This window comes from Ruania alba, from assembly GCF_900105765.1.
GTDB lineage: Bacteria > Actinomycetota > Actinomycetes > Actinomycetales > Beutenbergiaceae > Ruania > Ruania alba.
The window spans coordinates 1,300,200-1,326,157 of record NZ_FNTX01000002.1 but is presented as its reverse complement, the minus strand read 5'-3'; the positions used below and the strand labels follow the sequence as shown (position 1 = coordinate 1,326,157).

At 67.0% G+C, this 25,958-nt stretch carries 17 protein-coding genes and 1 pseudogene; 11 read left to right on the top strand and 7 right to left on the bottom strand.

Translation table 11 applies throughout. The features are described 5' to 3' along the window. Positions 1-3 precede the first annotated feature (3 nt). From BLU77_RS16330 to BLU77_RS22760, 3 genes and pseudogenes are all read right to left on the bottom strand, one after another. Positions 4-846, bottom strand: a complete 843-nt coding sequence (locus BLU77_RS16330; RefSeq protein WP_089774107.1) for an HAD-IIA family hydrolase — start codon at positions 844-846, stop codon at positions 4-6. A 16-nt stretch (positions 847-862) separates the two neighbouring features. Further along, positions 863-1,321: a ribose-5-phosphate isomerase gene (locus BLU77_RS16325; RefSeq protein ID WP_089774106.1), complete on the bottom strand. Its 459-nt coding sequence runs from the start codon at positions 1,319-1,321 to the stop codon at positions 863-865. Positions 1,322-1,412: 91 nt separating this feature from the next. After that, positions 1,413-2,233: pseudogene (locus BLU77_RS22760) on the bottom strand (DeoR/GlpR family DNA-binding transcription regulator). Between the two features lie 210 nt (positions 2,234-2,443). Between BLU77_RS22760 and BLU77_RS16315 the strand changes: the two are divergent. The 3 genes from BLU77_RS16315 (at position 2,444) to BLU77_RS16305 (ending at position 7,631) form a co-directional block, all read left to right on the top strand. Next, entirely contained in the window at positions 2,444-3,448 is a 1,005-nt protein-coding gene (locus BLU77_RS16315) for a LacI family DNA-binding transcriptional regulator (RefSeq protein WP_089775929.1), read from the top strand. Positions 3,449-3,636: 188 nt separating this feature from the next. Beyond that, positions 3,637-5,322, top strand: coding sequence for a glycerol-3-phosphate dehydrogenase/oxidase (locus BLU77_RS16310; protein WP_089775927.1), 1,686 nt, complete (start codon positions 3,637-3,639; stop codon positions 5,320-5,322). A 254-nt stretch (positions 5,323-5,576) separates the two neighbouring features. Beyond that, on the top strand, positions 5,577-7,631 hold the full coding sequence (locus BLU77_RS16305) for a PhoX family protein (RefSeq protein ID WP_245708910.1): 2,055 nt from the start codon (positions 5,577-5,579) through the stop codon (positions 7,629-7,631). Positions 7,632-7,735: 104 nt separating this feature from the next. Here BLU77_RS16305 and BLU77_RS16300 read toward each other — a convergent pair whose 3' ends face one another. Continuing rightward, positions 7,736-11,137 carry a carbohydrate binding domain-containing protein gene (locus BLU77_RS16300; protein WP_089774105.1) on the bottom strand — a complete coding sequence of 1,134 codons (3,402 nt, stop codon included), beginning with the start codon at positions 11,135-11,137 and terminating at the stop codon, positions 7,736-7,738. A 112-nt stretch (positions 11,138-11,249) separates the two neighbouring features. Continuing rightward, positions 11,250-12,530: an AGE family epimerase/isomerase gene (locus BLU77_RS16295; protein ID WP_089774104.1), complete on the bottom strand. Its 1,281-nt coding sequence runs from the start codon at positions 12,528-12,530 to the stop codon at positions 11,250-11,252. 93 nt (positions 12,531-12,623) lie between these two features. On the opposite strand from BLU77_RS16295, the gene BLU77_RS16290 reads away from it, so the two are divergent. The 6 genes from BLU77_RS16290 to BLU77_RS16265 all read left to right on the top strand — a co-directional run bounded on the left by BLU77_RS16290 (position 12,624) and on the right by BLU77_RS16265 (position 19,113). Then, on the top strand, positions 12,624-13,628 hold the full coding sequence (locus BLU77_RS16290) for a hydroxyacid dehydrogenase (RefSeq protein WP_139177806.1): 1,005 nt from the start codon (positions 12,624-12,626) through the stop codon (positions 13,626-13,628). Positions 13,629-13,715: 87 nt separating this feature from the next. Beyond that, the gene (locus BLU77_RS16285) at positions 13,716-14,744 is read left to right on the top strand and encodes a Gfo/Idh/MocA family protein (RefSeq protein WP_245708909.1); all 1,029 of its coding nucleotides are present in this window, start codon (positions 13,716-13,718) and stop codon (positions 14,742-14,744) included. Further along, positions 14,741-15,730, top strand: a complete 990-nt coding sequence (locus BLU77_RS16280; protein ID WP_089774102.1) for a Gfo/Idh/MocA family protein — start codon at positions 14,741-14,743, stop codon at positions 15,728-15,730. The genes BLU77_RS16285 and BLU77_RS16280 overlap by 4 nt, the downstream gene beginning before the upstream one ends. Positions 15,731-15,957: 227 nt before the next feature. After that, positions 15,958-17,205 (top strand): sugar ABC transporter substrate-binding protein, encoded by a 1,248-nt coding sequence (locus BLU77_RS16275; protein WP_089774101.1) that lies wholly within the window; start codon positions 15,958-15,960, stop codon positions 17,203-17,205. A gap of 76 nt (positions 17,206-17,281) precedes the next feature. After that, positions 17,282-18,220 (top strand): carbohydrate ABC transporter permease, encoded by a 939-nt coding sequence (locus BLU77_RS16270; RefSeq protein WP_217632481.1) that lies wholly within the window; start codon positions 17,282-17,284, stop codon positions 18,218-18,220. A 62-nt stretch (positions 18,221-18,282) separates the two neighbouring features. Then, positions 18,283-19,113 carry a carbohydrate ABC transporter permease gene (locus BLU77_RS16265; protein ID WP_089774100.1) on the top strand — a complete coding sequence of 277 codons (831 nt, stop codon included), beginning with the start codon at positions 18,283-18,285 and terminating at the stop codon, positions 19,111-19,113. Here BLU77_RS16265 and BLU77_RS16260 read toward each other — a convergent pair. Both BLU77_RS16260 and BLU77_RS16255 read right to left on the bottom strand, forming a co-directional pair. After that, a complete protein-coding gene (locus tag BLU77_RS16260) occupies positions 19,091-20,413 on the bottom strand; it encodes an enolase C-terminal domain-like protein (protein ID WP_089774099.1) in 1,323 nt (440 codons plus the stop codon). The genes BLU77_RS16265 and BLU77_RS16260 overlap by 23 nt on opposite strands. A 50-nt stretch (positions 20,414-20,463) precedes the next feature. Then, a complete protein-coding gene (locus BLU77_RS16255) occupies positions 20,464-23,418 on the bottom strand; it encodes an SMP-30/gluconolactonase/LRE family protein (protein WP_139177805.1) in 2,955 nt (984 codons plus the stop codon). Positions 23,419-23,558: 140 nt separating this feature from the next. Here BLU77_RS16255 and BLU77_RS16250 point away from each other — a divergent pair, with 140 nt between their 5' ends. Both BLU77_RS16250 and BLU77_RS16245 read left to right on the top strand, forming a co-directional pair. Continuing rightward, on the top strand, positions 23,559-25,037 hold the full coding sequence (locus BLU77_RS16250; RefSeq protein WP_089774097.1) for a DUF4127 family protein: 1,479 nt from the start codon (positions 23,559-23,561) through the stop codon (positions 25,035-25,037). Continuing rightward, positions 25,034-25,951 (top strand): dienelactone hydrolase family protein, encoded by a 918-nt coding sequence (locus BLU77_RS16245; RefSeq protein WP_089774096.1) that lies wholly within the window; start codon positions 25,034-25,036, stop codon positions 25,949-25,951. Before BLU77_RS16250 ends, BLU77_RS16245 begins: the two co-directional genes overlap by 4 nt. Positions 25,952-25,958 lie beyond the last annotated feature (7 nt).

The following is a 25,958-nucleotide window of genomic DNA, read 5'->3' as shown; positions in this document are numbered from 1 at the left end:
GGATCAGTCGGTCCAACCGAGCTCGGCGCGCTGCGCTGCCGGGACGAGGTGGTCGATCCGCTCGAGCACGAACGTGGGCTGGTTCGCCTCCGGCAGCGCCTCCGCCTCGACTCGGGTGGAGTCACCGGTGAGCACGAGCGTGGAGACCATGTCGGTGTTCACGGCCATCTGGATGTCGGTACCGAGCCGGTCCCCCACCATCATGGCCCGGCGCGGATCCACGTCCAGGCCGGCGAGCGCAGCGGTGAGCATGTCCGGGTCCGGCTTGCCGACGTTCTTGGCGAGGGTGGCTCCCGTGCATGCCTCGATCGCGGCCACGATGGCGGCGGCGTCCGGCTCACCACGCCCTCCGGGGAACGGGCAGTACTTGTCCGGGTTGGTGGTCACCAGGATCGCCCGCTGGTGATACCAGATGGCGTCGAAGGCGATCTGCAGCTTGCGGTACTCGAAGGTGCGGTCGTAGCTGGCGATCACGATGTCGATCTCGGCCGGATCCTCGGAGATGGCGATCCCGGCCTCGCGCAGGGCGCGCACGAGCGGTTCCTCGGCGATCGGGAACACCGTCTTGCCGGGGTGGTTGGCCTGCAACCAGCGCACCATCACCACCACGGTGTTCGCGATCTCCTCCACCGCGGTCGGCAGACCGAGCCGGTCCAACTTCTCGGCGTACTGGCCGGGATCCTTCGTGGGGTTGTTCGACAGGAACCGCACCGGGATCTCCCGCTGCCGCAGCTCGGTGATCAGGCGCTCGGCACCAGGCAGCAGGTCCTCACCCAAGTAGATGGTGCCGTCCATGTCGAACACATAGGCGTCATACAGCTGGGTGGGCTCGATCCCTTGCGTCATCGGTGGCGCTCTCCGGTCAGTCCGTGGGCTCGTAGGAGCAGATCGCGTCGACCTTCTGCTTCGAGGGCGAGCTCGGGTCGAAGACGTGCTCGAGCCACTCCCCGGCGAGCTTGCGGGCCAGCTCGAGGCCGATCACCCGCTGGCCGAAGGTGAGCACCTGGGCGTTGTTCGACTTCACCAGGCGCTCCACGGAGAAACTGTCGTGCGCCACGGACGCCCGGATCCCCGGCACCTTGTTCGCGGCGATCGCCACGCCCATCCCGGTACCGCAGATCAGCAGTGCCCGGTCCGCCTCGCCGGCAGCCACCTTCCGGGCGGCGTCGACGGCCACGTGCGGGTAGTCGACGTCCTCGTCAGATCCGACGCCGACGTCGACGACGGAGTCGACCCGGTCATCGGCCTCGAAGTCGGCCTTGATCTTCTCTTTGTAGTCGAACCCGGCGCTGTCAGCACCGACGATGATTCGCAAACCCATGGCTCTCCTGCCTTCCCGGCGCCTCTGCGCGCGACGACTTCACTCAGATTATCAGCGGTGGCGCAAAAAACTCCATGGATTGTGAGAAGAACTACGTGACGGGTGCCGCTACCTCGACGTGCACCCCAGCCTCACCCAGTCGTTCCAACACCTCCGCAGGTGTGCCCTCGTCGGTGATCACCATGTCGAAGGCCGTCAACGGGGCCACCCGGTGCAGTGCCCGACGGCGGAACTTGGTGTGATCGATCAGCGCCACGCTGCGCGCCGAGGCGGCCATCATGGCCTTCTTCACAGCGGCGACCTCCGCATACGGGTGGTACGTGACGCCGTCGGTGATCCCCGAGACCGAGACCATGCAGACGTCGGCCGCCAGAGACCCCACCACGGTGGCGGCAACCGGTCCGAGCAAAGCCTCGGCCCAGGCCTCGTACTCACCACCGGTGAGCACCAGCTGCACCCCGGGCGCCCGCGGACCTCCTCCGCCACCAGCAGCGAGTTCGTCACCACCGTCACCGGCGTCTGCTCCCGCAGCTCACGCGCGGCCAGCACCCCGGTGGTGGAATCGTCCAGCATCACTGCACTCCCGCGCGGCACCGCGGCGGCGGCGTGATGGGCGATGGCCCGCTTGGCCGCCTCGTGCTGGCCGAGGCGGAACCGGGCCGGTGCCTCCTGCAGGTTGGAGCCGGCAGCCGTGACGACGCCACGCTGACGTACGACCATGCCGAGGGACTCCAGGTCGGCCAGATCCCGATAGATCGTGACCGGCGAGACCCCGAAGGTGGACCCGAGCTCGTCCACGCTCACCGCGCCGTCGCGCAGCACCAGGTCCACGATGCGGTTCCGCCGCTGGGTCGCCTCCGCGGGCGCACAGCCACGGCCGGACGATCGACGTTCCTGGGCAGCTGGGGACACGGTCACCTCCCGTTCTCCCCGCCGAGACTACTGCCCGACCTCAGCTCCCTGCGCACGAGGTTCCGTCGACGGCTCCCAGCCATCGCCTCTTCGCACCGGACCGAGCGACCAGTCACTTCGGTGCGTATCCCACCGTCGTGACGGGTCAATGACAGGACGCCGAACGATCACCATCTGCCAGGATGAGGCCGTGATGACATGGAGGTCCGCATGACGGAAGCGGCCCGCGCCGACCGGGTGACGATCAGAGATGTGGCACGCGCGGCCGACGTCTCGCACCAGACCGTCTCGCGGTTTCTGAAGTATCAGGGTGCCGGGATGAAGCCCGCGACTCTGGAACGGATCAGGTCCGCTGTCGCCGAGCTCGACTACCGGCCCAGCCTGGTGGCGCAGGCGATGCGCGGCCGCCGCACCGGACGGCTCGCACTCGTTCTCCCCTCGGGAAACGCGATCAGCTCCCTGGAGGTGCTCAACGGCGCCACAGATGCCGCGCGGCAACAGGGATACGACGTGGAGGTGGTCCTCCTCGGCGGCGACGACTCCGAGCGCGACCAGCGCTTGCGTGCGATCGCCGAGTCCACCCTGTTCGAAGGCGTGCTCTGCCTGACGCCTGTGCCGGCCGAGACGTGGACATCGGCAGCCGTGCCCGTGATGGTCTCACCCGACTACGACGCCGAGATGCGCGGGATCGGCCCACTCGCCGACGCCTCCCGGATCGGCGACTTCCTGGACCGCCTCGCCGAGCTCGGGCACCGCGACGTCCTGCACGTCTCCGGCGACTACCGGCACACCTCCGCCCGGTCGCGTCGGGACGAGTTCATCGCCTCGGCCCGACGACTGGGCCTCACCTACCGTGTGGTGGACGGCGACTGGTCCGGGGAGGTGGGGCGTCGCGCCGTCCTCGCACTGCCGGAGGACTCCGGTCCCACGGCCATCGTGGCCGCGAACGACGTGGTGGCGGCCGGCGCCGCACGCGGGGCCCTCGAACGCGGCTGGCTGGTACCCGGCCGACTGAGCCTGACCGGGTGGGACGAGCACCTGCTCGGCGAGTGGCTCTCCCCCCGGCTCACCACTGTGGCCATCGACCACGTTCGCCTGGGAACGCGTGCGATGGACTCGCTCGTGGCGGCCGTGCGGGGGACCGAGCACGTACCGGACCCGGAACCGATCACCCGGATCGTGTGGCGCGACTCCGTCGGCCCCCCACCCTGGTGATCGGCATTGACGCGCGCATCGTGCGACGTGACCTCTGACGTGTGCACGTTCGTGCAAGTCAATTGCACGTCAGTGCGTTGGGCGGCACCATCGGAGCGGAAGCACGTCGAGGCCCACGATCCATCACAGGAGATGCAGTGACACGCTCAGCGCTGACGAAGCACAGCCGCGCCGCCGCCCTCGAAGCGATGACGTCCGGTGAACCGCTGGACATCCTCGTCGTCGGGGGTGGAATCACCGGGGCGGGAATCGTGCTCGACTCGGTCACCCGGGGCCTGACCACAGGCATTGTGGAAATGCAGGACTGGGCCGGTGGGACGTCGTCGTGGTCCTCCAAGCTGGTGCACGGCGGCGTGCGCTATCTGTACAACCTCGACTTCAAGCTCGTGGCCGAGGGGCTGCGCGAACGCGGGCTGCTCCTGACCAAGACCGCGCCACACCTGGTCAAGGCGCAACCGTTCCTGTGGCCGCTCAAGCAACCGGTGATCGAGCGCGCCTACAGCGCCCTGGGTATCGGCCTGTACGACGCGATGGCGGTGGTCGGGCACCGCGGGATGGCCGTGCCGATCCAGAAGCACTACTCCCGGGCCGGGGTGCAGGAGCTGTTCCCGGACGTGCGCGCCGACAAGCTGGTCGGCGGCATCCGGTTCTATGACGCCCGGGTGGACGATGCCCGGCTGGTGATGACCCTGGTGCGCACCGCCGCCTCGTTCGGCGCGCACGCCGCGGCCCGCACCCAGGTGGTGGACTACATCAACGAAGGCGGACGCGTCGTCGGCGCCGACGTGATCGATCTGGAGACCGGCGCCCGGCACACCATCCGCGCGAAGCGGGTGATCAACGCGACCGGCGTCTGGACCGAGGACACCGAGGCCCTCGGGGGGAACGAGGGCGGACTCCAGGTGCTCGCCTCCAAGGGCGCGCACGTGGTGATCCCGAAGGAACGCATCTCCGGTGACGTCGGCCTGTTCCTGCGCACGGAGAAGTCCGTGCTGTTCATCATCCCGTGGCAGCGGTACTGGATCATCGGCACCACCGACACTCCTTGGGACGAGGAGCGGCTGCACCCCGTGGCTACCCGCGCAGATGTGGACTACATCCTCGACCACGCCAACGACGTCCTCTCCTCCAACCTCACCTTCGACGACGTGATCGGCGTCTACGCGGGCCTGCGCCCCCTCGTGCAACCCGGGACCAAGGACGGTGGCGCTGCGTCGACGAAGGTCTCTCGTGACCACACGGTGGTGGAGTCCACCCCTGGCCTGACCGTCATCTCCGGCGGCAAGCTCACCTCGTACCGCCTGATGGCCGAACATGCGGTCGATCACGCCCTTGGCGAGACCCAGGCGAAGCGCAAGCCGTCGGTCACCCCGGACACACCACTGATCGGCGCGCCCCGCCTCGAGGCGATCACCCGCCAGGCGCCGCAGATCGCCGCCCGGTACGGCTGGGACAAGGCGCGGATGGAGCACCTGCTCAGCCGGTACGGCTCGGACCTGAACACGCTGCTGGAACTGGTGGACGCCGACCCCGAGCTGGGCAAGCCGTTGGAATCGGCTCCGGCGTATCTGCGGGCCGAGGTCGTGATGGCAGTCCGCTACGAGGGGGCTCTCCATCTGGAGGACATCCTGATGCGGCGGATCCGACTGTTCTTCGAGCAGCGCGACCGCGGCGTGAGCGCGCTCGAGGAGATGGCGCAGATCGTCGCACCGCTGCTGGAGTGGGACGAGCAGACCGTTCGCCGCGAGGTGAGCGCGTACGCCGAGATGTCCGCAGCCGAGGAGGCCGCGCTGGGCACGATGACCGACGCCGAGGCCGAGGCGGCCCGGCTCGCCGTCGCTGATCTGGTCCCGCTCGCCGAGCTGGAGGGCTGACCCTCCCTCCGGAATCGCACGTCGATCTGGCGGTTGCCGCTGGTGAGCACAGCCGCCAATTCGACGAACACTTCTAGGTGGTCGTTTTACGAATGGCCAATCTTTCATTAACACGGAGTCGGCTCTCCGACCATCCTGGGCAACAGATCGTCAACGAGCTTTCATGTCTCGTTCATCCAGAGGTCAGATGATCGACCGGCCACGCTTCGTAGCGTCTGGGGCGTCCAACCCCTCAGATGCGAAGGAGCACACTCGTGGTGCGCCGATCTCTGCCCCTGATCACCCACACCGGCGGCCGGTCCGCCATGACCTGTCGCGCCAAGTGCGGCGACGCCTGCTTCCAGGAGGCCCCGAACACCTCAGGGAACCCGTACTTCGGCGACCTGGTCGCCGGTGCACTCTCCCGCCGATCCGTGCTGCGCGCCGGGATGGTGCTCGCCGGGACCGGCGCCGTCGGCGCTCTGGGTGCCACCGCACCAGCGGCCGCAACCCCGGGCAACCCGAGCACCGGGGCGAGCGCCGCCCCCGGGCTCCGGTTCACCCCGGTCCAGCCGAACACCGCCGACACCCTCACCGTGCCGGACGGGTACGCCTGGGACGTGGTGATCCGCTGGGGCGACCCGCTCTTCGACCCCGACGACGAGTTCGACCCGTTCGACCAGACGCCCGAGAAGCAGCAGCGCCAGTTCGGCTACAACTGCGACTTCCTCGGCTTCCTCCCGCTGCGTGGCCGTCAACAACTGCTGGTCAGCAACCACGAGTACACCAGCGAAGACATGATGTTCGATGACTACGACCCGGCGAACCCCACCGACGAGCAGGTGCAGGTGGCCTGGGCGGCACACGGTCTGAGCGTGGTGGTCGTGGAACCGCCGCGGGGCGGCCCGGCCGGTCTGCAGCCGGTGGTCGGGCACGAGCTGAACCGGCGCTTCCACAACGGTTCGCCGTTCGAGCTCACCGGCCCAGCCGCCGGCTCCGAGCACCTGCGCACCACGGCCGACCCCGAGGGACGGACGGTACTCGGCACGCTGAACAACTGCGCCGGTGGCCTCACCCCGTGGGGCACCTGGCTCACCGCCGAGGAGAACTTCAACCAGTACTTCGCGAACGCGAACCAGGTGAGCGACCCGGTGGTCTCCGGGCGCCTGGCCCGGTACGGGATGAGCGGCGGCGCTACGGGGCGCAAGTGGGAGGACTTCGACCCTCGGTTCGACCTCGCCCAGGAGCCGAACGAGGCGAACCGGTTCGGCTGGGTCGTGGAGATCGACCCGTACGACCCCACGTCCACCCCGAAGAAGCGCACCGCGCTCGGCCGGTTCAAGCACGAGGCGGCCCAGCCGCGGATCACCAACGACGGCCGCGTCGCCGTCTATATGGGTGATGACGAGCGCTTCGACTACTTCTACAAGTTCGTCTCCTCCGGCACCTACCAGCCGGGCAACTCCGCCGCCGCCAAGGCGAACAACGCCGCGCTGCTGGACGAGGGCACGCTGTACGTGGCCCGGTTCACCGGCAACTCCCCGGCCGAGGAGATCACCGGCACTGGTGACCTGCCCTCCGACGGCGCCTTCGACGGGTCTGGCGAGTGGATCGCCCTGGTCTCGGGCACCGAATCCTTCGTGCCCGGGATGAGCGCGGAAGAGGTGCTGCTGTTCACCCGGGAGGCGGGGGACGCCGTCGGGGCGACGGCGATGGACCGCCCGGAGGATGTTGTGCCGAGCCCGACGTCGGGGCACGTGTACGTCGCACTGACGAACAACAGCCGCCGCGGCACCGGATCGAACCCCGGAGTGGACGAGGCGAATCCGCGTGTGGGCAACAAGCACGGCCAGGTGCTCGAACTGGTCGAAACAGGCAACGACGCTGCGGCCGACACCTTCTCCTGGTCGCTGTTCCTGGTCTGTGGGGACCCGCAGGACCCGAGCACCCACTTCGCCGGTTTCGACCCGGAGCAGGTCTCCCCGATCTCCTGCCCGGACAACCTCACCTTCGATTCCTTCGGCAACCTGTGGATCAGCACCGACGGCAATGCGCTCGGCGCGAACGACGGCCTGTTCGGCGTGGCCGTGGAGGGCCCGTACCGCGGCCAGGTGAAGCAGTTCCTCACCGTGCCCTTCGGTGCGGAGACCTGCGGCCCGTGGGTGGACGACCGCCAGGTCTTCGTGAACGTGCAGCACCCGGGTGAGACGGACGGTTCCAGCTTCGCGAACCCGTCCTCGCACTGGCCCGACGGCGGCTCTTCCGTTCCGCGCCCGTCCGTCGCCGTGGTCTGGAACACCGAGGGTGGTCGGATCGGCCAGGGCTCCTGATCAACGAGGAGCCACCTGGATTCGAGCCTGCGTGACGTCAGGGTCCGCCGATCGCGATCTGCTCGCGATCGGCGGACCCTGACGTCACGTGCGACAGAGCCGCACTACAGGTTCGCGCACTGTCCCGTCGCGGGCCCACGAACTGTGTTGGTGATGCCTTCATCGTCGGCAGGCGTGTCGTTGTCGGAACAGATCAGCGGCCCGCGGACGGTGTTCCCTGCCAGGACCACTGTTCCTGACGTTCCCGTGATCGCGGTGCGGCCGTGCACGGCGCTGTCCCGGATCTGTATCGTGTCAGCGCCGTCGGACGTCACGCCGCCGTTGATCTGCACATCGCTCGCCAGGAGAGACCCACCCGGCTCCACGTCGAGTGGGCCGTTCACCTGCGAGGCCTCGAGGCAGGTCACCGTGTCGGCAGGGACGACGAGCCCGCTCGCGACCAGGCCGGTGTGCGTCTCGTCGCAGGCCGTCTCGACCGGAACTGTGTACCTGAAGAGATAGACCGAGGTCGAGAAGTACAGGTTCCCCGCGCCGTCCACCGTGAGGTTGTCCACCGGCGTGTTCACCACCAGGCTGTACTCCATCGTGTCTGGATCGATGCGGAACAGCGAGGACCGGTTCGTGCCGTAGACGTTCCCGTCCGCTCCCACGGCCAATTGCGCGTAGGTCCACACCGTGCCGCCGCCATACCGGTGCCCGAGCATTGCCTCGGAGGAGGCCATCTCCTGGGACTGCGGATCGTACCGGAAGACCGTGTCCTCCGACACACCCCAGATCAACCCGTCAGGTCCGACGATCAGACCTGTCACACCTTCGTCGCCGGCCACCGGGACGATGTCCTGCACGACTTGCTCCGTGTCCGGATCCCAGACGATGAAGTGGGCGTCGGTCTGACCGGAGTCCGGCGCATCCAGGGCTCCGTCGAGGGTGGTCCCGAGATATACGAGCCCGTCGTGGTGCAGAACGCTGATGATCGACTGGTCGGTGACGATCTCGTCGGTGAACACCTCGGTCTCGCCGGTCGCGAAGTCATGCACAGCGAGTGCACCCTGGTTGTGTCCGTAATGGGCGACCGTGCCCATGAAGACGCGGTCCGTGCCCGGGTCGTAGTCCATCCGCGGCCGGTCCTGGAGCTCGTCCACCAGGGTGAAGATCTCTCGCGGCGAGTCTCCGGCGGCGGGGTCGTACTCCAGCAGTCGGGCGTTGCCGTAGGCGGCGAGCAGCAGTGTGTCGTCGCGCACCGCGGCGGCCTCGTACTGGCCGGACTGGTGCGTCTCCCCCGCCTCACCGGTCATCGAGTCGAAGGGCGTCAGGCCACGCATGTACCCCGAGGCGTACATCGAGTCCGGCCCGTTGAAGATCTGCTGGATCCGCACCGGGTTCAGGAAGTCGACCGGGTCCGCGTCCGAGGTCCCCGTCTCCAGGTTGAGCCGGATCACGCCACCGGACGTCGCCGCGAGCATGGTCCAGCCCGGCCACGCGGGGTCGTCCAGTTGCGTCCAGGTCGAGTCGTTGAGAGAACCGTTCACCGCGATCCCGAGGTCACTGGTGGTCGCCGTGGCGGAGTCGTACTCCCAGAAGGTCCCCGAAAAGGTGAAGATGTACCGCCCCGGGGCGTCCGGGCGCTCGCTGACGTGGTAACCGAATGCCTCCTTGTCCCCGCCCTGCCAGTACTCGATTTCGTCGTCGGCGGTGATCACGATGAGCTGGCTCCGCTCGGTCCGGGCGAAGAGGCGATCGCCGGAGAACGTGAACGAGGTGACGAACGAGTGCTCTGTCGCACCCGGGGTGCGCTCCTCACTGAGCAGGGCCGTGGTGGTGCCGTCCGGCTCCACCTTGTAGATCTGCCCCTTGTTCCCGCCGGCGCCGACGTAGAGGTTGCCCCGCTCATGGTCGTAGGCGAGGGAGTGGATATACCCCTGGGTGGGGTCGATCTGGCCCATGTCGGTGATCGAGTCGTCAGCGGGGTCGTAGTGGTAGAGCCGGCCCTGAGAGTACGTGCCGATGTACATCGACCCGTTGGCGCCCTCGGTGAGCGACCAGCCGACGGTGGTGTTCGGGTCGTCGGGGTTGATCAGGCCGATGCGCCGCACGTCGGCGATCTCCGGGTCGTAGACCCACAGGCTGTTCGTCCCGGTGGTGACGAAGTAGATCTTGCCGTCCGTGGACCTGGCGATGTACCGCGAACCGCTCACCCCATCGAGTGGGAACGTGCGGACGATCTCCCCCGTCATGGTCTCCGCGACCACGAGGGTGCCGGGGGTCTCGGTCCCGGCGACACCGGAGTAGACGCCGTAGGACATGGACACGCCGTTCTCCATGCCGAGCTCGGTATTGGTGACCACCTGGCCCATCACCGGGGTGCCCAGGTAGGAGATGTCGGAGTCCTGTGAGGTGATCTCCTCCGGCAGCGACGGCTGCGTCGGGACAGTGCCGGAGGTGGGGCCGAAGTAGAGGTCGTCGACATAGGCGTCGACCAGTCCGCCGATCGAGCTGTAGATCATCACCCGAGCCACGGCGGCGCCGCTGGGCACGGTGTACTCGAACCCGGCGCGGCTCCACTCACCGACGGGCGTCCGGACGATCTCATAGGAGGAGGTGATCCGCTGTCCGTCGGCGTCGTCGAAGTAGACGTAGGGCTGAAGGACGCCCGAGGTCGTGTAGTGGTCGAAGCTCAGCTCGTAGACCTCTCCCGGCTCGACGGGCATGTCGGAGGAGAGCAGACCGGCACCCTGATCGGCTCGATCGTCGAGCACGTGCAGGCTGCGGTCACCGTCACTGGCGGTCTCGGTGGCGACCTCGAGATGGTTCGTCGAGGTCGATGACCACGGCGCCCAGCCGGGCAGGTCGGTCACGCCGGTGCCGTGCTCGAAGCTGTGATTGACGACGGCGTTGTCCGGATTGTCCGGGTCGCGCGGTTCGTCCGGGGTACTGGTCCCGAGCGCGAAGGAGACGTTGTCGATCGAGGCGTCGACCACGCCACCGATCGAGGAGTACGGGGCCACCCGCGCGGCCACTGCACCCGCCGGCACCTCGAACGTGAGCGTCACCTGCTCCCACTGGCCGGCCGTCGTGGTGACCGAGTTCATCGGCTGACTCACCACCTGGCCGTCGGCATCGTCGAAGTACACCAACGGGTTCAGCACACCCGAGACCAGGAACATGTCGAAGCTCAGCTCATAGACGGCGCCAGCCTCGACCGGCACCGCGTCGGCCACCATGCCACCCCCACCGTCGGTGCGCTCATCCAGCACCCGCAGGCTCCGAGCACCCTCGCTCGCCCGCGTCTCGTCCAGTTCGAAGTACTCCACCGACCCCGGCCAGATCGGCGACCAGCCCGGCAGACTCCCCACTTCGGAGCCGTCCTCGAACGAGTGGTTCGCCAGCAGGTTCGATGGGTCCTCGGCTGCGACTGAAGCGGTGTCTGCGTGCGCGACCGCAGCGACCGTAGTCGAGAGCAGCGCTCCGACGGCGAGCGCAGCGGGGAGTCGGCGGAACGGGTGCATCGTGATGTCTCCTCGGGCCGGCGGTCGAGTGATCGTGGAGGCCTGTGCAATCGGTTGCAACGAATTGAGCGACGACCTTACACACCACCTATGCACTGTGGCAAGGATCACATCACCAAGGCGCGAGCTCCACAATCTGCATCAGGTTCCGCGTGATGTGGAACGGATCCTTCACCGGAAGTGCCACGACCTCATCGCGCGGAGATCCATCCCGATTGCGAATCTGCACCCACTCCTCACCCTCATCCCCGCCAGGGAACGTGCTCATGGTGTAGCGCCAGATCCGGTCGAACCACGCAGCAGCCTCCGGGCGGTCGTACCGCCAGGCCGCCGTGGCGGCGACGGCTGCTGCTTCGGTGTGCACCCACCACAGCTTGGTGTCCCAGGTGGTCTGCACCAGACGTTCATAATCGCTCACCCCGGCCACACCGGTGGGCGGGCCGCCGGCCTCGTCGACGTACCGGAACAGCCCGCCGTGCTCACCATCCCACCCGAGTTCGCACAGCGGGGCGATACTCGCCAGGGCAGTCTCCCGATGTGTCGCATCGCCGAGCAGATCCATCGCCTCGAGGGCGATCCACATCGCTTCCAGCGCGTGGCCCGGTACGCGATGCGTGGCGACCAGGCCCGAACCGGACGGGCCAACCGAACCCTCGCCGGGTGCGCCGGAGCGAGCCCTCCCCAACGGAGGCATCTCCCGAAAGCCGTGTCCGCCGTCGTGAAATGACATCACCGCATCGAGTTCGGAGGCGAGCGCCTCCCGGCGTGAGATCGGCACCTCCAGACTCCGCTCAGCCTCACTCAGGACGAGGAGCGCATTCAGGAGGATCAGGTGGGGCCCGAAGGCTCGGTGCCCCTCCGGAATCGTGTACGGCGGCGTGGGCGCAACCCGCTGGTGGATGTCCTCCCGAGCGCGGTCGACGATGAGGCGCACCGGTTCCAGCCACCGCTGCGGCCCGCCCTGCCGCGCGATCTCTGCGAATCCCATCGCGACAAACAGATCGGCATAGACGCTTCTCGCGGGGTGGCCCGCCGCTTCGGCGGATCCGTCGCGCACGAGCGCGAACGAGCAGGTGCCGTCGGGGCGAAGGGCGTATTTCTCGAGGAAGTCGGCGCCGCGGGTAGCGCACGCCATCAACGCATCAGCGTCGAAGCCGTCAACTGGACGGAGCAAACCTGCGCGGGTCAGGGAAGCAGCCCGCGCCAGCATCCACACGAATCGACCCTGCGACCAGGTGAACTTGTCGCCGGAGACCTGGGTGCGGCCGCGGTTGTCGAAGCACGTATGGAATCCCCCGCGCTCGTGGTCGATCCCGTGTGCCAGCCAGAACGGCAGCACCACCTGCTCCAGCTGGTCCCGGGCGTCGACGGCGGCACTCTCGAGGGTCGTCATGCTGCACGATCGTAGGTGATTCGTTTCCGTGATTGCAACCGATTGCAACGATGTGCGATAGTCGTGCAGACTGACTTCGAGAACAGGAGCATCATGAGCGCCCGCATCTTCGTCGCGATCACCGCGGATCAGTTCGCCCGCCTCTACGATGAGCAGACCCAGGCGAAGCTCCACGACCTCGGGGAGGTCGTCTTCGGCACCGAGACTTCCGGGAAGGTTGCCGTACCCACAGACGTCGGCGACGAATTCGATGTGCTGCTCACCTCATGGAGCACCGAGCCCTTCGATCCGGCCGTCCTGGCTGGTTCACGGCTTCGCCTGGCGGTGCACAGCGCCGGATCGGTGCGCAAGCTGTTCCCTGCGGAATGCCTGGGCGACCGGCTTCGCCTGGCACAGGGTGGCGCCGATGCGATGGCGCTTCCGGTGGCCGAGCTGGCACTCACCTTCACACTCGCGCATCTGCGCAATCTCGTGTGGCACGATCGGGCTCTTCAGCGCACCCGCGACTGGCGCGAGGGCGGCCAGGGCGTCCTGGGTCAGAGCATTGCCGCGCAGCGCATCGGCATCGTCTCCCTCAGCCGCGCCGGCCGGCATTTCGCCTCCCTGGTCCAGGGACTCGGCGCCACGTCCGTGCGCGCATTCGACCCGTACTGCTCGGCCGACGACGCCCGCCAGCTCGGCGTCGAACTGTGCGAGCTGGACGAACTGTGCGCGACGAGCGACGTCCTCTCGATCCATGCTCCCGTCACGGCCGAGACCGTCGGAATGCTTGGCGCCCCACAACTCGCGCTGCTCCCCGACGGCGCGATCGTCACCAATACCGCACGCGCCCAGGTGACCGACGAGGAGGCACTGCTCGCCGAGGTCACGGCCGGTCGACTCAAGGTGGGCCTCGACGTGTTCACCACCGAGCCGCTTCCGGTGGAGAGCCCGTTCTTCGGCTTGGACAATGCGATTCTGACACCACACGTCGCCGGCGGCACCGTGCAGGCACGGTTCGCGCAAGGTACGACCGTGGTCGCCGAGGTGGAGAGCTTCCTGCGGGAGGGCACACTCCGTGCTGAGGTGACACCCGAGAATTACGATCGGCTCAGCTGAGCTCGAGTCTTCGACGGTGCCACGGAAGCAGACTCATCAACGTGCAATCGGTTGCAGCACCGGGGCGAACTCTCGTAGGGTGAGCCCATGCGGCAACACACGATGGCAGAATCGATCGGCGTCGGAATCGTCGGCGCCGGGAGTATCGGCACCACCCACGCGCGGGCGTTGCAGCAGGTGGCGGCCACCACACTGGTCGCCTACAGCGGGGGCAACCCGGAGGTGATCTCCGGGTGCGGATGGCCGGCGGCACGTCAGTGCAGTGCCGACGAGGTGATCGACCATCCGGATGTCGATGTCGTCGCGATCTGCACGCCGTCGCAGACCCACGCCTCGCTCACGCTCGCCGCTATCGCCGCCGGCAAGAACGCCGTGGTCGAGAAGCCTCTCGCCACCACGGCTGCCGATGCGGACCGGATCGTCGCCGCGGCACGCGAGCACGGGGTCCTCGTCGCGATGGTCGCCCAACGCCGGTTCGAGCCCGAGGTCGCCGCCGTCAAGCAGCTGCTCGATTCCGGCGAGCTGGGTGAGATCCGGCTCGCCGTTACTCAGGTCCACTGGAGCCGTGACGACGACTACTACCACGCAGCCCCCTGGCGGACCACGATGCCCGCCGGCGGATCCCTGATGAATCAGGGCGTCCACAACGCCGACCTGCTGCGCTGGCTGTGCGGCCCGGTGGAAACCGTGACCGCGCAGCAGGCCACTCTGGGCCATGACATGCCAGCCGAGGACACCACCGTGGCGACCCTCAGGTTGGCGTCCGGCGGCCTGGGCCTCATCAGTACCTCGACGGCCACACCTCCGGGCTCGCCCGCGACCCTGACCCTGCACACCTCGCGCGGCACCGTCGAGCTCGGACAAGGGGAGATCCTGCGCTGGGACGTTCCCGGAGTCCCACGTCCCGCCTCATCAGCGTCGGTCACCAGCGGATCCGCCGATCCGGCCGCCATCGGCATCGCCGGGCACGTCACCATGTGGCAGGAGGTCCTGGCTGCGCTGCGCGAGGGACGCCCATGCGCCATCGATGCACCGGAGGCTGCCCGCACCGTCCAGCTGCTGGATGCGATCTACCGGGCTGCCGATACCGGCACTCAGGTGGAGGTGTCGGCATGATCCGGGTCGCCATTCTGGGAGCGGCACATCCGCACGTCTCGTACGCGCTCGACGAGGTGGCTGCGCGGGAGAACTGCACACTGGTCGCCGTCGCCGAACCGGACCCGGACATGCAGGCGGCACACCTGCCGGACATCGGCGACACACCGCGTTACGACTCCCCCGCTGAGCTACTGGCAGCCCACCAGGTCGACGTCGCACTGGTCGCCGGCGTCTATTCCCGCCGCGGTGCGGCCGTGATCGCGGCCCTGGAGGCGGGGGCACATGTGGTGGCAGACAAGCCGCTGTGCACCTCCCTGGACGAGCTGAACCAGATCGAGGAACTCGCCGCCGCGGCACACCGGCACGTCTCCGTCGTCTTCGAGAAGCGGTTCTATCCGGCCACACTCGCGCTGCGAGACCTGCTTGAGGACGGAACGCTGGGCCGGCCGGCGCTGATGGCCAGTACCGGTCCGCACAAGCTCAACCTCCCCAACCGGCCGGCCTGGTTCCTGGACCGCAGCACCTATGGCGGGATCGCCGGAGACCTCCCGGTGCACGACATCGACCTCGCCCTGATACTCAGCGGCGCGACCTCGGGGACCGTCTCAGCCATCACGGGCAACGCCCGGGCGGCCGACCACCCCCGGTTCGATGACCATGTGGCGGTGCTGCTGCACGCCGGGGATCTCACGGCGACGATCGAGGCCAACTGGCTCGCCCCCCAGGCAGCCGATGTGCACGGCCACTACCGGATGCGCCTGGCCGGGACGAACGGCACGGCCGAGCTGGACTGGGCCTATGACGCGGTGACGGTCACCACGCACGGCGAGCCCCGCCGTCAGGTGGACCTCCCGCCGGGCCGGCGCCCGGCCGCCTACTTCTTCGATGCGGTGGCGGCCGGCCACGAGCCGGAGATCACGACGGCGCAGAGCGTGTTGGCCACACGGGTCGCCTTGCTGGCTCAGGACAGTGCCGATCACGACGGCGCCCCGCGCCACTGGTGAGGACGAACCCCGCCCATGGTGGAGACCTGACCCAGATGCGTGTGCGGGATCTGCGCGTGTGGGCGTGCTCACGGGTACCACGGCGGCCCAGACGACGTGAGACGTCACAGTTCGGATACGGACACCACGCGCCTTGACAGGGCATCCTGCCGATCGTTACGTTGCGTGCAACCGATTGCAGGTTGCCGACCTCGACGCTGATCATTCACACACCCAATGGAGGGCTCATGAAGCACAAGGCCAAGGTCGCCGTGAGCGCGGCCGTTACGAGCGCACTGCTGCTCGCGGCATGCAGTGGCGAGGACGAGTCTCCCGAACAGGAGAACGCCGCGCCGGAGGACGTCTCCGGCACCGTGACGTTCTGGACGTACCCGTTCTCGACGATCACCGAGGCGTCCTGGTGGCAGCCGTACGTGGACGAGTTCAACGAGGAGTACCCGAATGTCGAGGTCGAGGTCGTGATGCAGGCCTGGCAGGGGCGTGAGGAGTCGCTCGTCACGGCGATCACGGGCAACAACGCACCCGATGTCGTGTACTTCAATCCCGACTTCGTACCGAAGTATGCCGACCAGGACCTGCTGCTCCCGATGGACGACCTGCGCGAGGACTGGGACCAGTTCTACGACTCCTCACTCGAGGCCATGACCTGGGACGACACCCTCTACGGACAACCCATGCTGATGCAGCTGCAGACGTCCTACTGCAACACCGACGTGCTAGAGGAGGCAGGTGTCGCCGCCTGCCCGACCACGTGGGACGAGTTCCGTGACGCCGCACCCGCCATCCGGGAAGCCGGCTACTACGCCACGGAGTACAACGGCGTCTCCACGCTGAACCACACCTTCTACATGTACCTCTGGCAGGCAGGCGGTGAGGTCCTCAACGAGGACATGACCGAGGCGACGTTCAACGGCCCGGAGGGCCTGCAGGCGCTGGAGTTCATCCAGGAGATGGTGGACAACGAGTGGGTTCCGCAGGAACCGTTGAGCATCGCTGAGCCCTTCGAGCAGACCGAGGCCGGGCAAGGGAACCTCGGCTACGTGATGGGGGCGAACCTGGCGGCGACTCGTGAGTTCGTCGACCCCGACGTCATCGAGACGGTCCCACCGATGAGCGGCGTCGAACAGGTCGCCTCCGGCTCAGTGGGTGCGTGGTCGGTGTTCAACACCACCGAGTCCCCGGAAGCCGCTCAGGCTTGGGTTCGGTTCCTCGGCGAGCCGGAGTTCCTCGAGGACTTCCTCAGCGAGTCGGGATATCTCTCACCGCGCACGGACCTCGACGGCCTGTTCGCCGATGATCCGCAGATCGCCGGCGGGTCCGACTACCTCGAGTACCTCCGCACCGGCGTCCAGCACCCCAAGGCTCGGGAGATCATCGACATGATCCGCCCGCACATCCAGAGTGTGCTGCTCGAAGGTGCCGATCCGCAGGAAGCACTGGACGCAGCCGCCGAAGAGGTGAACGGGGCCCTCTGACCCCGAGTCAGAGCCTCGTGTGTGCGTGGGGCCAGCCACCGCGCTGGCCCCACGCCTATTCAGAAAGGGATCGATCATGGCAGTAGCCACGGGATCCGCACCGGCAGACCAGACGGCGCAGGACACACGGCAGCCGCCGACCCGCAAGCGACGGTGGTGGAGGTCGAAGAGCGCGATCGCGGCGTACATCTTCATTGCGCCGTACGTCGTGTTCTTCATGGTGTTTCGCATCCTGCCGGCGATCTTCGGGATCGGTCTCAGCTTCGGCGAGTACAGTCTCTCAGGCGCGCTCACCTTCGTCGGGCTCGAGCACTACGCCAGGCTCTTCGACGACCCCAACTTCTGGGGGGCGCTCTGGGTCACGCTGAAATACGCAGCGATCGCCATGCCGCTGACAGTGGTGCTCTCCCTCGCGATCGCTCAACTGTGCAACCGCGTGATGCGCGGCATGTCCTTCTACCGCTCCATCTTCTTCCTTCCGGCCGTGACATCACCGGTGCTCTCCGGGCTCATCTTCGTGTGGATCTTCTCCGACTCGGGCCCGATCAACGGCCTCGTCAGAGCCGTGGGACTCCAGCCGATCAGCTGGCTGCAGGACGGATTCTGGGTGCTCCCGGCGCTGGCGCTCGTGAGTGCGTGGATGAGCTTCGGCTACAACATGCTGATCCTGCTGGCCGGCATGCTGGCGATCCCGCAGGAGTACTACGAGGCGGCATCGATCGATGGTGCGAACGGGTGGCAACGTTTCACGCGTATCACGCTGCCGTCCCTTCGGCCCGCTCTCTTCTTCGTGCTGGTGCTCGAGACCGTCAAGTCGTTCCAGACATTCGACACCATCTTCGTGATGACCGGCGGCGGCCCCGTACGGGCGAGCTACACGCTCACCTTCATGCTCTATGACCAGGGATTCGGGTACTTCGACTTCGGCTACGCCAGCGCAGTGGGCGTCGTCCTACTGATCATCGCCCTGGTCTTCTCACTCATCCAACGCCGACTGGTCGGGAGGGACGACTGATGTCCGTCACACGTGATCTCTCACCAGCTCCCGCTCCCACACCGCCTCGCACGAGTGCGTCCATGCCACTGTCACGCCGCCTGACCCGGGCCCGCCGCCTCGTCCCGATGCACGCGCTGCTCCTCGTCGTCGCGGTGGTGACGGCGTTCCCCTTCTACGCCATGGTGATCATCGCGTTCCAACCGGGCCAAGCCATCGTTCTCCCGGAATCGATGTTCCCGGAGGAGCTTTCCCTCGCTGCCTTCGAAGATGCACTCAACAGCCAGAACATTCCGCAATGGGCGTTGAACTCAGCGATCTACTCGGTCGTGTCAGTGGTCATCGTGCTGCTGTTCGCGTCCATGGCCGGATACGCCTTCGCCAAGAAGCGATTCGCGGGACGAGAGGTCATCTTCTGGGTCTTCATCGCGATGCTGATGATCCCCTACCACCTCACGATCATCCCGCAATACCTCATCGTCGGCGGGCTCAACGGTCTCGACACCATGTGGGGAATGATCGCGGCAACGATCGCGAATGCCCAGGCGATGTTCCTGATGCGGCAATTCATCTACAGCATCCCGGACGAGATGCTCGACGCGGCCAAGATCGACGGTGCCGGCGAGTTCCGGATCTATTGGTCGATCGTGCTGCCGCAGACCAAGCCCATCATGGCGACGCTGGGCACATTCGTCTTCCTCTGGCACTGGAACGACTTCCTGTGGCCGATGATCTCGCAGCAGTCTCCGGAGAACTACGTGCTGACGGTCGGCCTGAACACCCTGCAGGAGCAGCAGGTCCCGCTCTCGACCATGATGGCGGCCGCGGTGGTCAGCTTCATCCCGACTCTCATCATCTTCATCCTGCTGCAGCGCTACTTCGTCCGGGGCGTCATGATGTCCGGGATGAAGTAGCGCCGTAGAGCCCCGCTCCGTCGAGCCCGTCCATCCTCACCTGGCCGTCCTTCACGTGAGCCAGCTTCGGGAGCATGCGACGGAGCCCGTCATTGTCGGCAGGAGCGTACTGCCTGCTGTTGTACTCGAGCTGCGGCACGCTCACCCGCAAGACGCTGGCAATCCGCGCGGAGTGCAGATAGGCACCTCCAGTGGCGGTGAGGTCCTGAACGGTGACGAACAGTCCGAGGTGCCGTGCAACAGCAGCGGCGATCACCGCGGGTGTCTGCCCCTTGCTGGCCTTGATGACCACACCGGACCATCCCTCTGCGCGAAGTTGCGGTAGTCGCGCGAGGGACGTGAATCCCTCGTCCATGATGGTGGGCACCTGTTCGGAGAGGTACCGCATCTGGTCCGGGTCGACGACCACTGAGCGCGAGATCGGTTGCTCCAGGTACTGCACGGTGGCGGCGGCTTCCGGATCGGAAGCGGAGAGCTCGTCGAGCATGGTTCCCGCGACGATCGCGTCCGGGTAACCTTCGTTCGGGTCGACGGCCAGTTGCGGGGAAAAGCCATGTGACCTGGCAATGCGATAGATGTCAGAGATCCGCTGGGCATCGACAGCTGGGTCGGCACCTGCCACTTTGACCTTGAGACGGTCGACACCCTCCTGCACCATCCAGTCCGCGAGCGCGGTCGACCCGTCCCCTGCTGCCGCGGAGGTCAGCGGATCGGAGATGCCGACGACGTGCTGCACAGGCAACGACTGCCGCGGCGAAGGTTCGACCCCGTCGCCGGGGTAGCAGCCGGGCAAACCATGGGCACGCAGATCATCGGCCAGATGATCGGCCGTGTACATCTCGAATACGTTCTGGCCGGCCGCGTTGCCCCACGCATCATGCAGCGCATTGTCGACGGCGCCCAGGGCCAGGGCTATGCCCAGCTCCGGAACTCGCTCGTGCGCAACTGCCTGCAGGGCTGCGCGGCTGTCCTCAGTGCTGGTGGCCAGGTGGCCCCATATCGCGATCGGATCGGCCGGGTCGAGCCTCGCAGCGTGCTGTGCGTAGTGACGCACGAACCCGCGCAGCACTGCGTCTCGTTCTCCGACGGAAAGGGCGCTTCCCGGCCAGGCCCATGGCACCGACAGCACACTCTCGCCGTGCCCCGTTCCGCGCGCGCCTGAACGATTCACGACCTCCACATCGACTTCGGCCACGGTGAAGTGCGTGATCGACCCTCCGCTGATCGTCAGCGGCGACTCAAGCTTCACGTCGCGGTAGGCGACAGTTGCGTCGAGTACCCGGATGTCAGTCCCGGCCATCGTGGCTTGCGTCCCTCATCGCACGAAGGTCGATGAAGCCACACGGCACGTCATCCGCCTCCCAGGGCGAGCCCGGCGCATTGGCCGTCGGCCGAGCCGGTGATCGTGCTGGCACTGGCCTCATCGTCCGGATCGGAGGTGTTGTCGGAGCACTGCACGGAGCCGTGCACATCGTTGCCCGCGAACACGAACTCATCGGCGGTGCCAGTGACCGACACGTCACCGCGGATCTGACTGTCACGCACCTGCACACTCACAGCATCCACCGCTGTCAGGCCACCGCGGATCTGACTCAACCCCTCGACGACCAGCGTGCCACCGACCTCGACTGATACGCCCCCGTTCACGAGCGCGGCGTCGAGGCATAGGACGTCCCCGTCGGCAACGGTGAGGCCACCGTTCACCCGGTCGGTGAGCGTCTCGCTGCAAGTCGATGGCTCCTGGGAACCAGTCACGTTGTACCGGAACAGGTTGGCACCCGAACTCAGGTAGACGTCACCGTCCTCATCCACGGTGCTCCACTGGAGCCCGTTCGCGATTCGCGTTGTCTCACCGGTCTCGGGATCGTGAACGCTGAAGCGACTCCCCGCCGTGACGTAGATCCTTCCGTCCGCATCTGACATCGAGACTGTGCCGTAGGCCCAGAAGGTCCTGCCGTCCGGGTAGCGACCGCCCACGGTGCCCCTCACCTCCGACTCACCGGTGGCGGGATCGTAGGCGAACAGTGCCTCCTCAGCCACCCCCCACACCACGCCGTCGGGATCGACCATCAGTCCGGTGATGCCCTCACGCTCACTTCCGGCCGGATCGATCGTGGTGACAACGCTCCGGGTCTCCGGATCGAACACGATCAACTTGCCCGCCGTATTGCCGCTCGGGTCCGATCCGAGCCCGCCATCGACGGTGCTGCCGAGGTACACGAGACCGTCGACGGGGTTGTACGCGACTGAGACGATGTTCTCGTCCTGACCGATCTCAGAGGTCAGCCATTCGTGTTCGCCAGTGGCTCCGTCCCAGATCGCAAGTCCACCCTGGGTCTGCCCGTAGATGGCAACTGTGCCCATGTAGATCTCGTCACGATCGGGGTTATACGCCATGCCGAAAGGACGATCCTGCCCCTCGGCCAGGCCATCGAAGAGCCTCGGGACCGTGCTCCCATCCGTGGGATCGTATGTCTCGGGGTCGAGGACTTCGAGCTTGGCGTGCCCGTAGGCGCCGAGGTAGAGCTTCCCATCGCGCACCGCAGCCGACTCATACTGACCGCGCTGCATGGTGGGGCCGTGATCGGCGCCGCTCTTGTCCACCTGCGCCAGACCCACCATGTAGCCGGAGGCCCACACGGTGTTGCCGGGCCCCGTGTGGAGCTTCTGGATCAGCGTGGGCTGGGCGAAGTCGATCGCGTTCTCCGAGATCAGCGATTCGCTCTCAAGATCGGCGACGAACACACCGGACGCCGAGGTTCCATAGAGAAGAGGCGTGCCGCTCGAGTCGTCAACGATGCCGTTCGAGAGGTAGCCACCGATGCTGATACTCGTTGGCGCGAAGGAATTGGTCGCGATGTCGTATTCCACCAATGTCCCGCCTGCGGTCGAGAAGATCGCGGTACCGGGATCCGCACCAGCGATGAGGTGGTGCCCGAAGAAGTAGCGAGTCTGGTCGGCGTCCCAGTGGATGACGTTCCCGTCCAGATCCAGGACGAGCATTCGCAGCCCGACCTGAGCGAAGATCCGGTCACCGACGATGTCCATCCGGCCCACGAAGGTAGCTCCATCGTTCAGGCCTGGTGCCGTGGATTCGTCGGCGATCAGCGTCTGTTCGCCGCGTCCGGCGTCCGTGATCTTCCAGATTTGAGGGACTTGCCCGCCGGAGCCGACATAAACCGTGTCAGTCTCCTCGTGGTAAGCGATCGAGTGGATGTAGTCCGCATTCGGATCGATCTCGCGCAGCAGCTCGACCTCATCGGTCACCGGGTCCACATGCAGGAGGCGACCATCGGGGTAAGCCCCGATATACATCGATGCGTCAGGTCCGGGAGACATGCCGAAGGTCGAGTCCTTCTGGTCGCTCATCCGGCCCAGATTCTCGCACTCGCCCGTGGCGGGGTCATAGCGCCACAGCATGGAATCGTGGTACGTCCCCCAGTACACGCGACCGTCATCAGCGATGTTGAGGTTCCTCGAGTGCTCAGCACCGTCGATCTCACAGGTGCGGACCTGCTCGCCGGTGGCCACATCAGTCACCGCAAAGGTTGCCGGATATCCCGTGTCCGGCGCGCCCTTGAACGCCTGATACGACACGTGCCGCCCGTCCTCGATGCCGTGAGCCGCCTGACTCGGGATCTGAGTGGTCACGGGAGTACCGAGGTACTCGAGATTCTCATCCTGGGCGAGAATCGTCTCGACAGGAGACAGTTCAGGCTCCTCAGGTTCCTCACTCGCCGGCCCGAACCACACATCATCGATGAACGTGTTGAGCGTCGCCCCGGAGACCGCATAGAAGAGCAGACGTGCCGAGACTGTTCCCTCGGGAGCCTCGAAACGAACCGCCGTACGCTCCCACCTGTCGGTCGTAGAACGCACCATCTCGTACGGCTGGCTGATCACGTTCCCGTCGGAGTCGTCGAAGTAGAACGTGACGCTCAGCGCGCCGCCCACGCGATACTGATCAAAGTTGAACTCATACGTTTCGCCGCCGTCGGCTGGCACCGGATCAGAGACGAACCCACCGGTGCGCATCCCGTCTTCCCGGACAACGTGCAGACTCCGCACGCCATCGCTGGCGCGCTCCTCGGAGAACGAGACAAGCTCGTCCCTCCCCCACAATGGCGACCACCCCGGCGCACTGGTTGCGTCCTCGCCTTCTTCAAAGCTCGTGTTCGTGAGCCGATTGGGCTCCTCAGCCGGCGGATCGCCTGCTGCATGTGCACTGACGCCCGCCACGGCAAGCATCACTCCCGCCAGCAGGACACCCGCTGCTCGTGTCAGCAACCTTCTGGACTGTGTCATGGTCACTTCTCCTCCGCGCTGGGACAACGGCGTCGCGCGCTTTTCAACAAGCCGCAGATCTGCAATCGGTTGCAGATCTGGCTCGTCGAAGATACCGTGGTCCACCGACACTGCACAAGCCCGAGCTCGGAAGGCCATCCATGCGCATCGCCCTCCTCCCGCCGGACGAGCGCCCGAACACGGCCGGCTATGCAGAATGGTTCGGCCGGTGCTGCGGCGTCGACGTTCTCCTGCCCCCTCGGCATCTGATGCCGCGCTTCCGCGAGGGCGCGAACACAGCCGGGCTTGCCGTGTGGCTCCGGGAGATCGACCGGGACGTCGATGCCGTCGTCCTCTCGCTCGACCTCCTGGTGCACGGCGGACTCATCCCGTCCCGGAACACGCCAGACGGGATCCTCGATGCACTCCCGCGGCTCGAGGTACTCCGAGGACTCACCTCCCCGATCACGGCGTACCAGGTCGTCACCCGCCTTCCGCACTACGACAACAACACGCGCAGCCGGCAAGAGCCCGAGTACTGGGCGACCCATGGGCGTCGCCTGTTCGAGTTGTCCCAGGCCTGGGACAACTACGAGCACGGCGAGACCGACACCGACCAGGTGAGCGCCGCCCGGGAGGCCGTACCTGCCGACGCGGTGGCAGATCTGGTCGGGCGCAGGTTGCGCAACCACACGATCAACCTCACAGCCCTGTCCCTGCTCGCCGACGGCACGGTGGCCACGCTCGCCATCACATCCGACGACACCGCACCCCGCGGCCTTCCTGCATCGGACCGGCGCGCCCTGGACCGATGGAACAACCGCCTCGGCACACACGCCCTGTTCTACCCCGGGGCCGACGAGGTGCCGAGCGTGCTCACGGCCCGGGTCGCGGCCGAGGCGCAGGGAGTGACGCCGCGGATCTGCGTACGGTGCCCGGAGCCGGGCGGCCTCGACCGCACGGCACCGTACGAGGACCGCCCGCTCAACGACGGCATCGGCAATCAGATTCGCGCGCTCGGAGCGGTCCGCGTGGACGATCCAGCAGATGCCGATGTCGTTCTCGTCGTCTATCCACCGTCCACGACGCCCGGCGATTGGACCGGCGAGGCACCAGAACCGAGCACGCCAGCAGAGCGTGAGGGGCTCGTCGCCGAGGTCGAGGCACTGCTCGCTGATGACCGCCGCGTCGCGCTCGCCGACGTGCGCTACGCGAACGGTTCAGACCCGCTGCTGGTGGACGCCCTCGACGGCGCGAACCTGCTGCAACGCCTGGTCTCCTACGGCGGCTGGAATACGGCGGGAAACACCCTGGGGACCACTCTCGCGACCGCAGCCAGCGAGACCATCGACAATTCCGACGAGGCGTGCCATGAACGTGAGCAGTTCCGGGCGAACAAGATCATCAAAGACGGCCACTACCTGCCGGTGCTGCGCCCCCGGCTGCTGCACGAACTCAGGGAGCGTGGGCTGACCGATCCGCCGCTCGAGGAAATCCCCGATCTCGAGCGACGCGTCGAGGCCGAGCTCAACGACTGGGCATCCGGCATCGGCGCGCTGAACGGGTGGCGGGTACGCCACGTGCGCTGGCCCTGGAACTACCTGTTCACCGTGGACTTCGATCTGGAACGCATTCAATGAGTGCCGCCGGCCACGGGTCTGCTCACACCACCGATCCCACCGACCGGGCCGCGTGGATCAATTGGATCGGCGCACGCCGCCCCGTCAACGGATCGTGGCGGCTTGGCGAGGCGACACCCGGCCCTCACGGCAGCGTGCAGCGCCAGCTGCACCTGCACAGTTTCGGAGCGGACCTGACGGCGGTGCTGCTCACGCCCGATGCCAGCTCGCCCTCCGCCGTCGTGGTGGTGCCGTTCTACGACACGGACACGCTGCTGGGCCGGCCAAGCCCGCTCTATCCGGCGAGCCGCCCGGGGCCGGGCCGGGACTACGCGCTGCGCCTCGCCGCACACGGCCTCGGAGTGCTTGCCGTGCCGTGGTGGGCGGAGATGCTCTCCGAGCGCGAAGGCCCCACCGACCTGTCCGCGCGATACGGACCGCCGGCCGCGGCACACGCAGCGCATCACCCCGGTGTCACCGGCCTGGGCCGCAGCGTCGCCGATCTGCTGCTCGCCGTCGATGCACTGACCGAGATCCCGGGGGTCGACGCCGATCGAATCGGCACACTCGGCCACTCCCTCGGTGGCAAGCACGCGCTGTTCCTCGCCGCCCTCGATCCACGGATTCGCGCCGCCGTGGTGCACGAACCAGGCCTGGGCTTCGCGCACTCGAACTGGCACGACCCCTGGTACCTGGGCGACCAGCTGTCACGACACCGCGATCTGGACGAACTCACCGGACTCATCGCCCCTCGCCCCGTCCTGTACGCGGGCGGTGGAGCTTCGGACGGTTCGCACAACGCCGAGATCGCCCAGAGTGCGCAGCAGCACTGGCCCGATGCAGGCTTCGACGTGCTGATGCACGACGCGGGCCACCCACTTCCCGACCACATCTTCGCCGCCTGCGCTTCCTGGCTCACCGACCACCTGAACTAACCTTGCG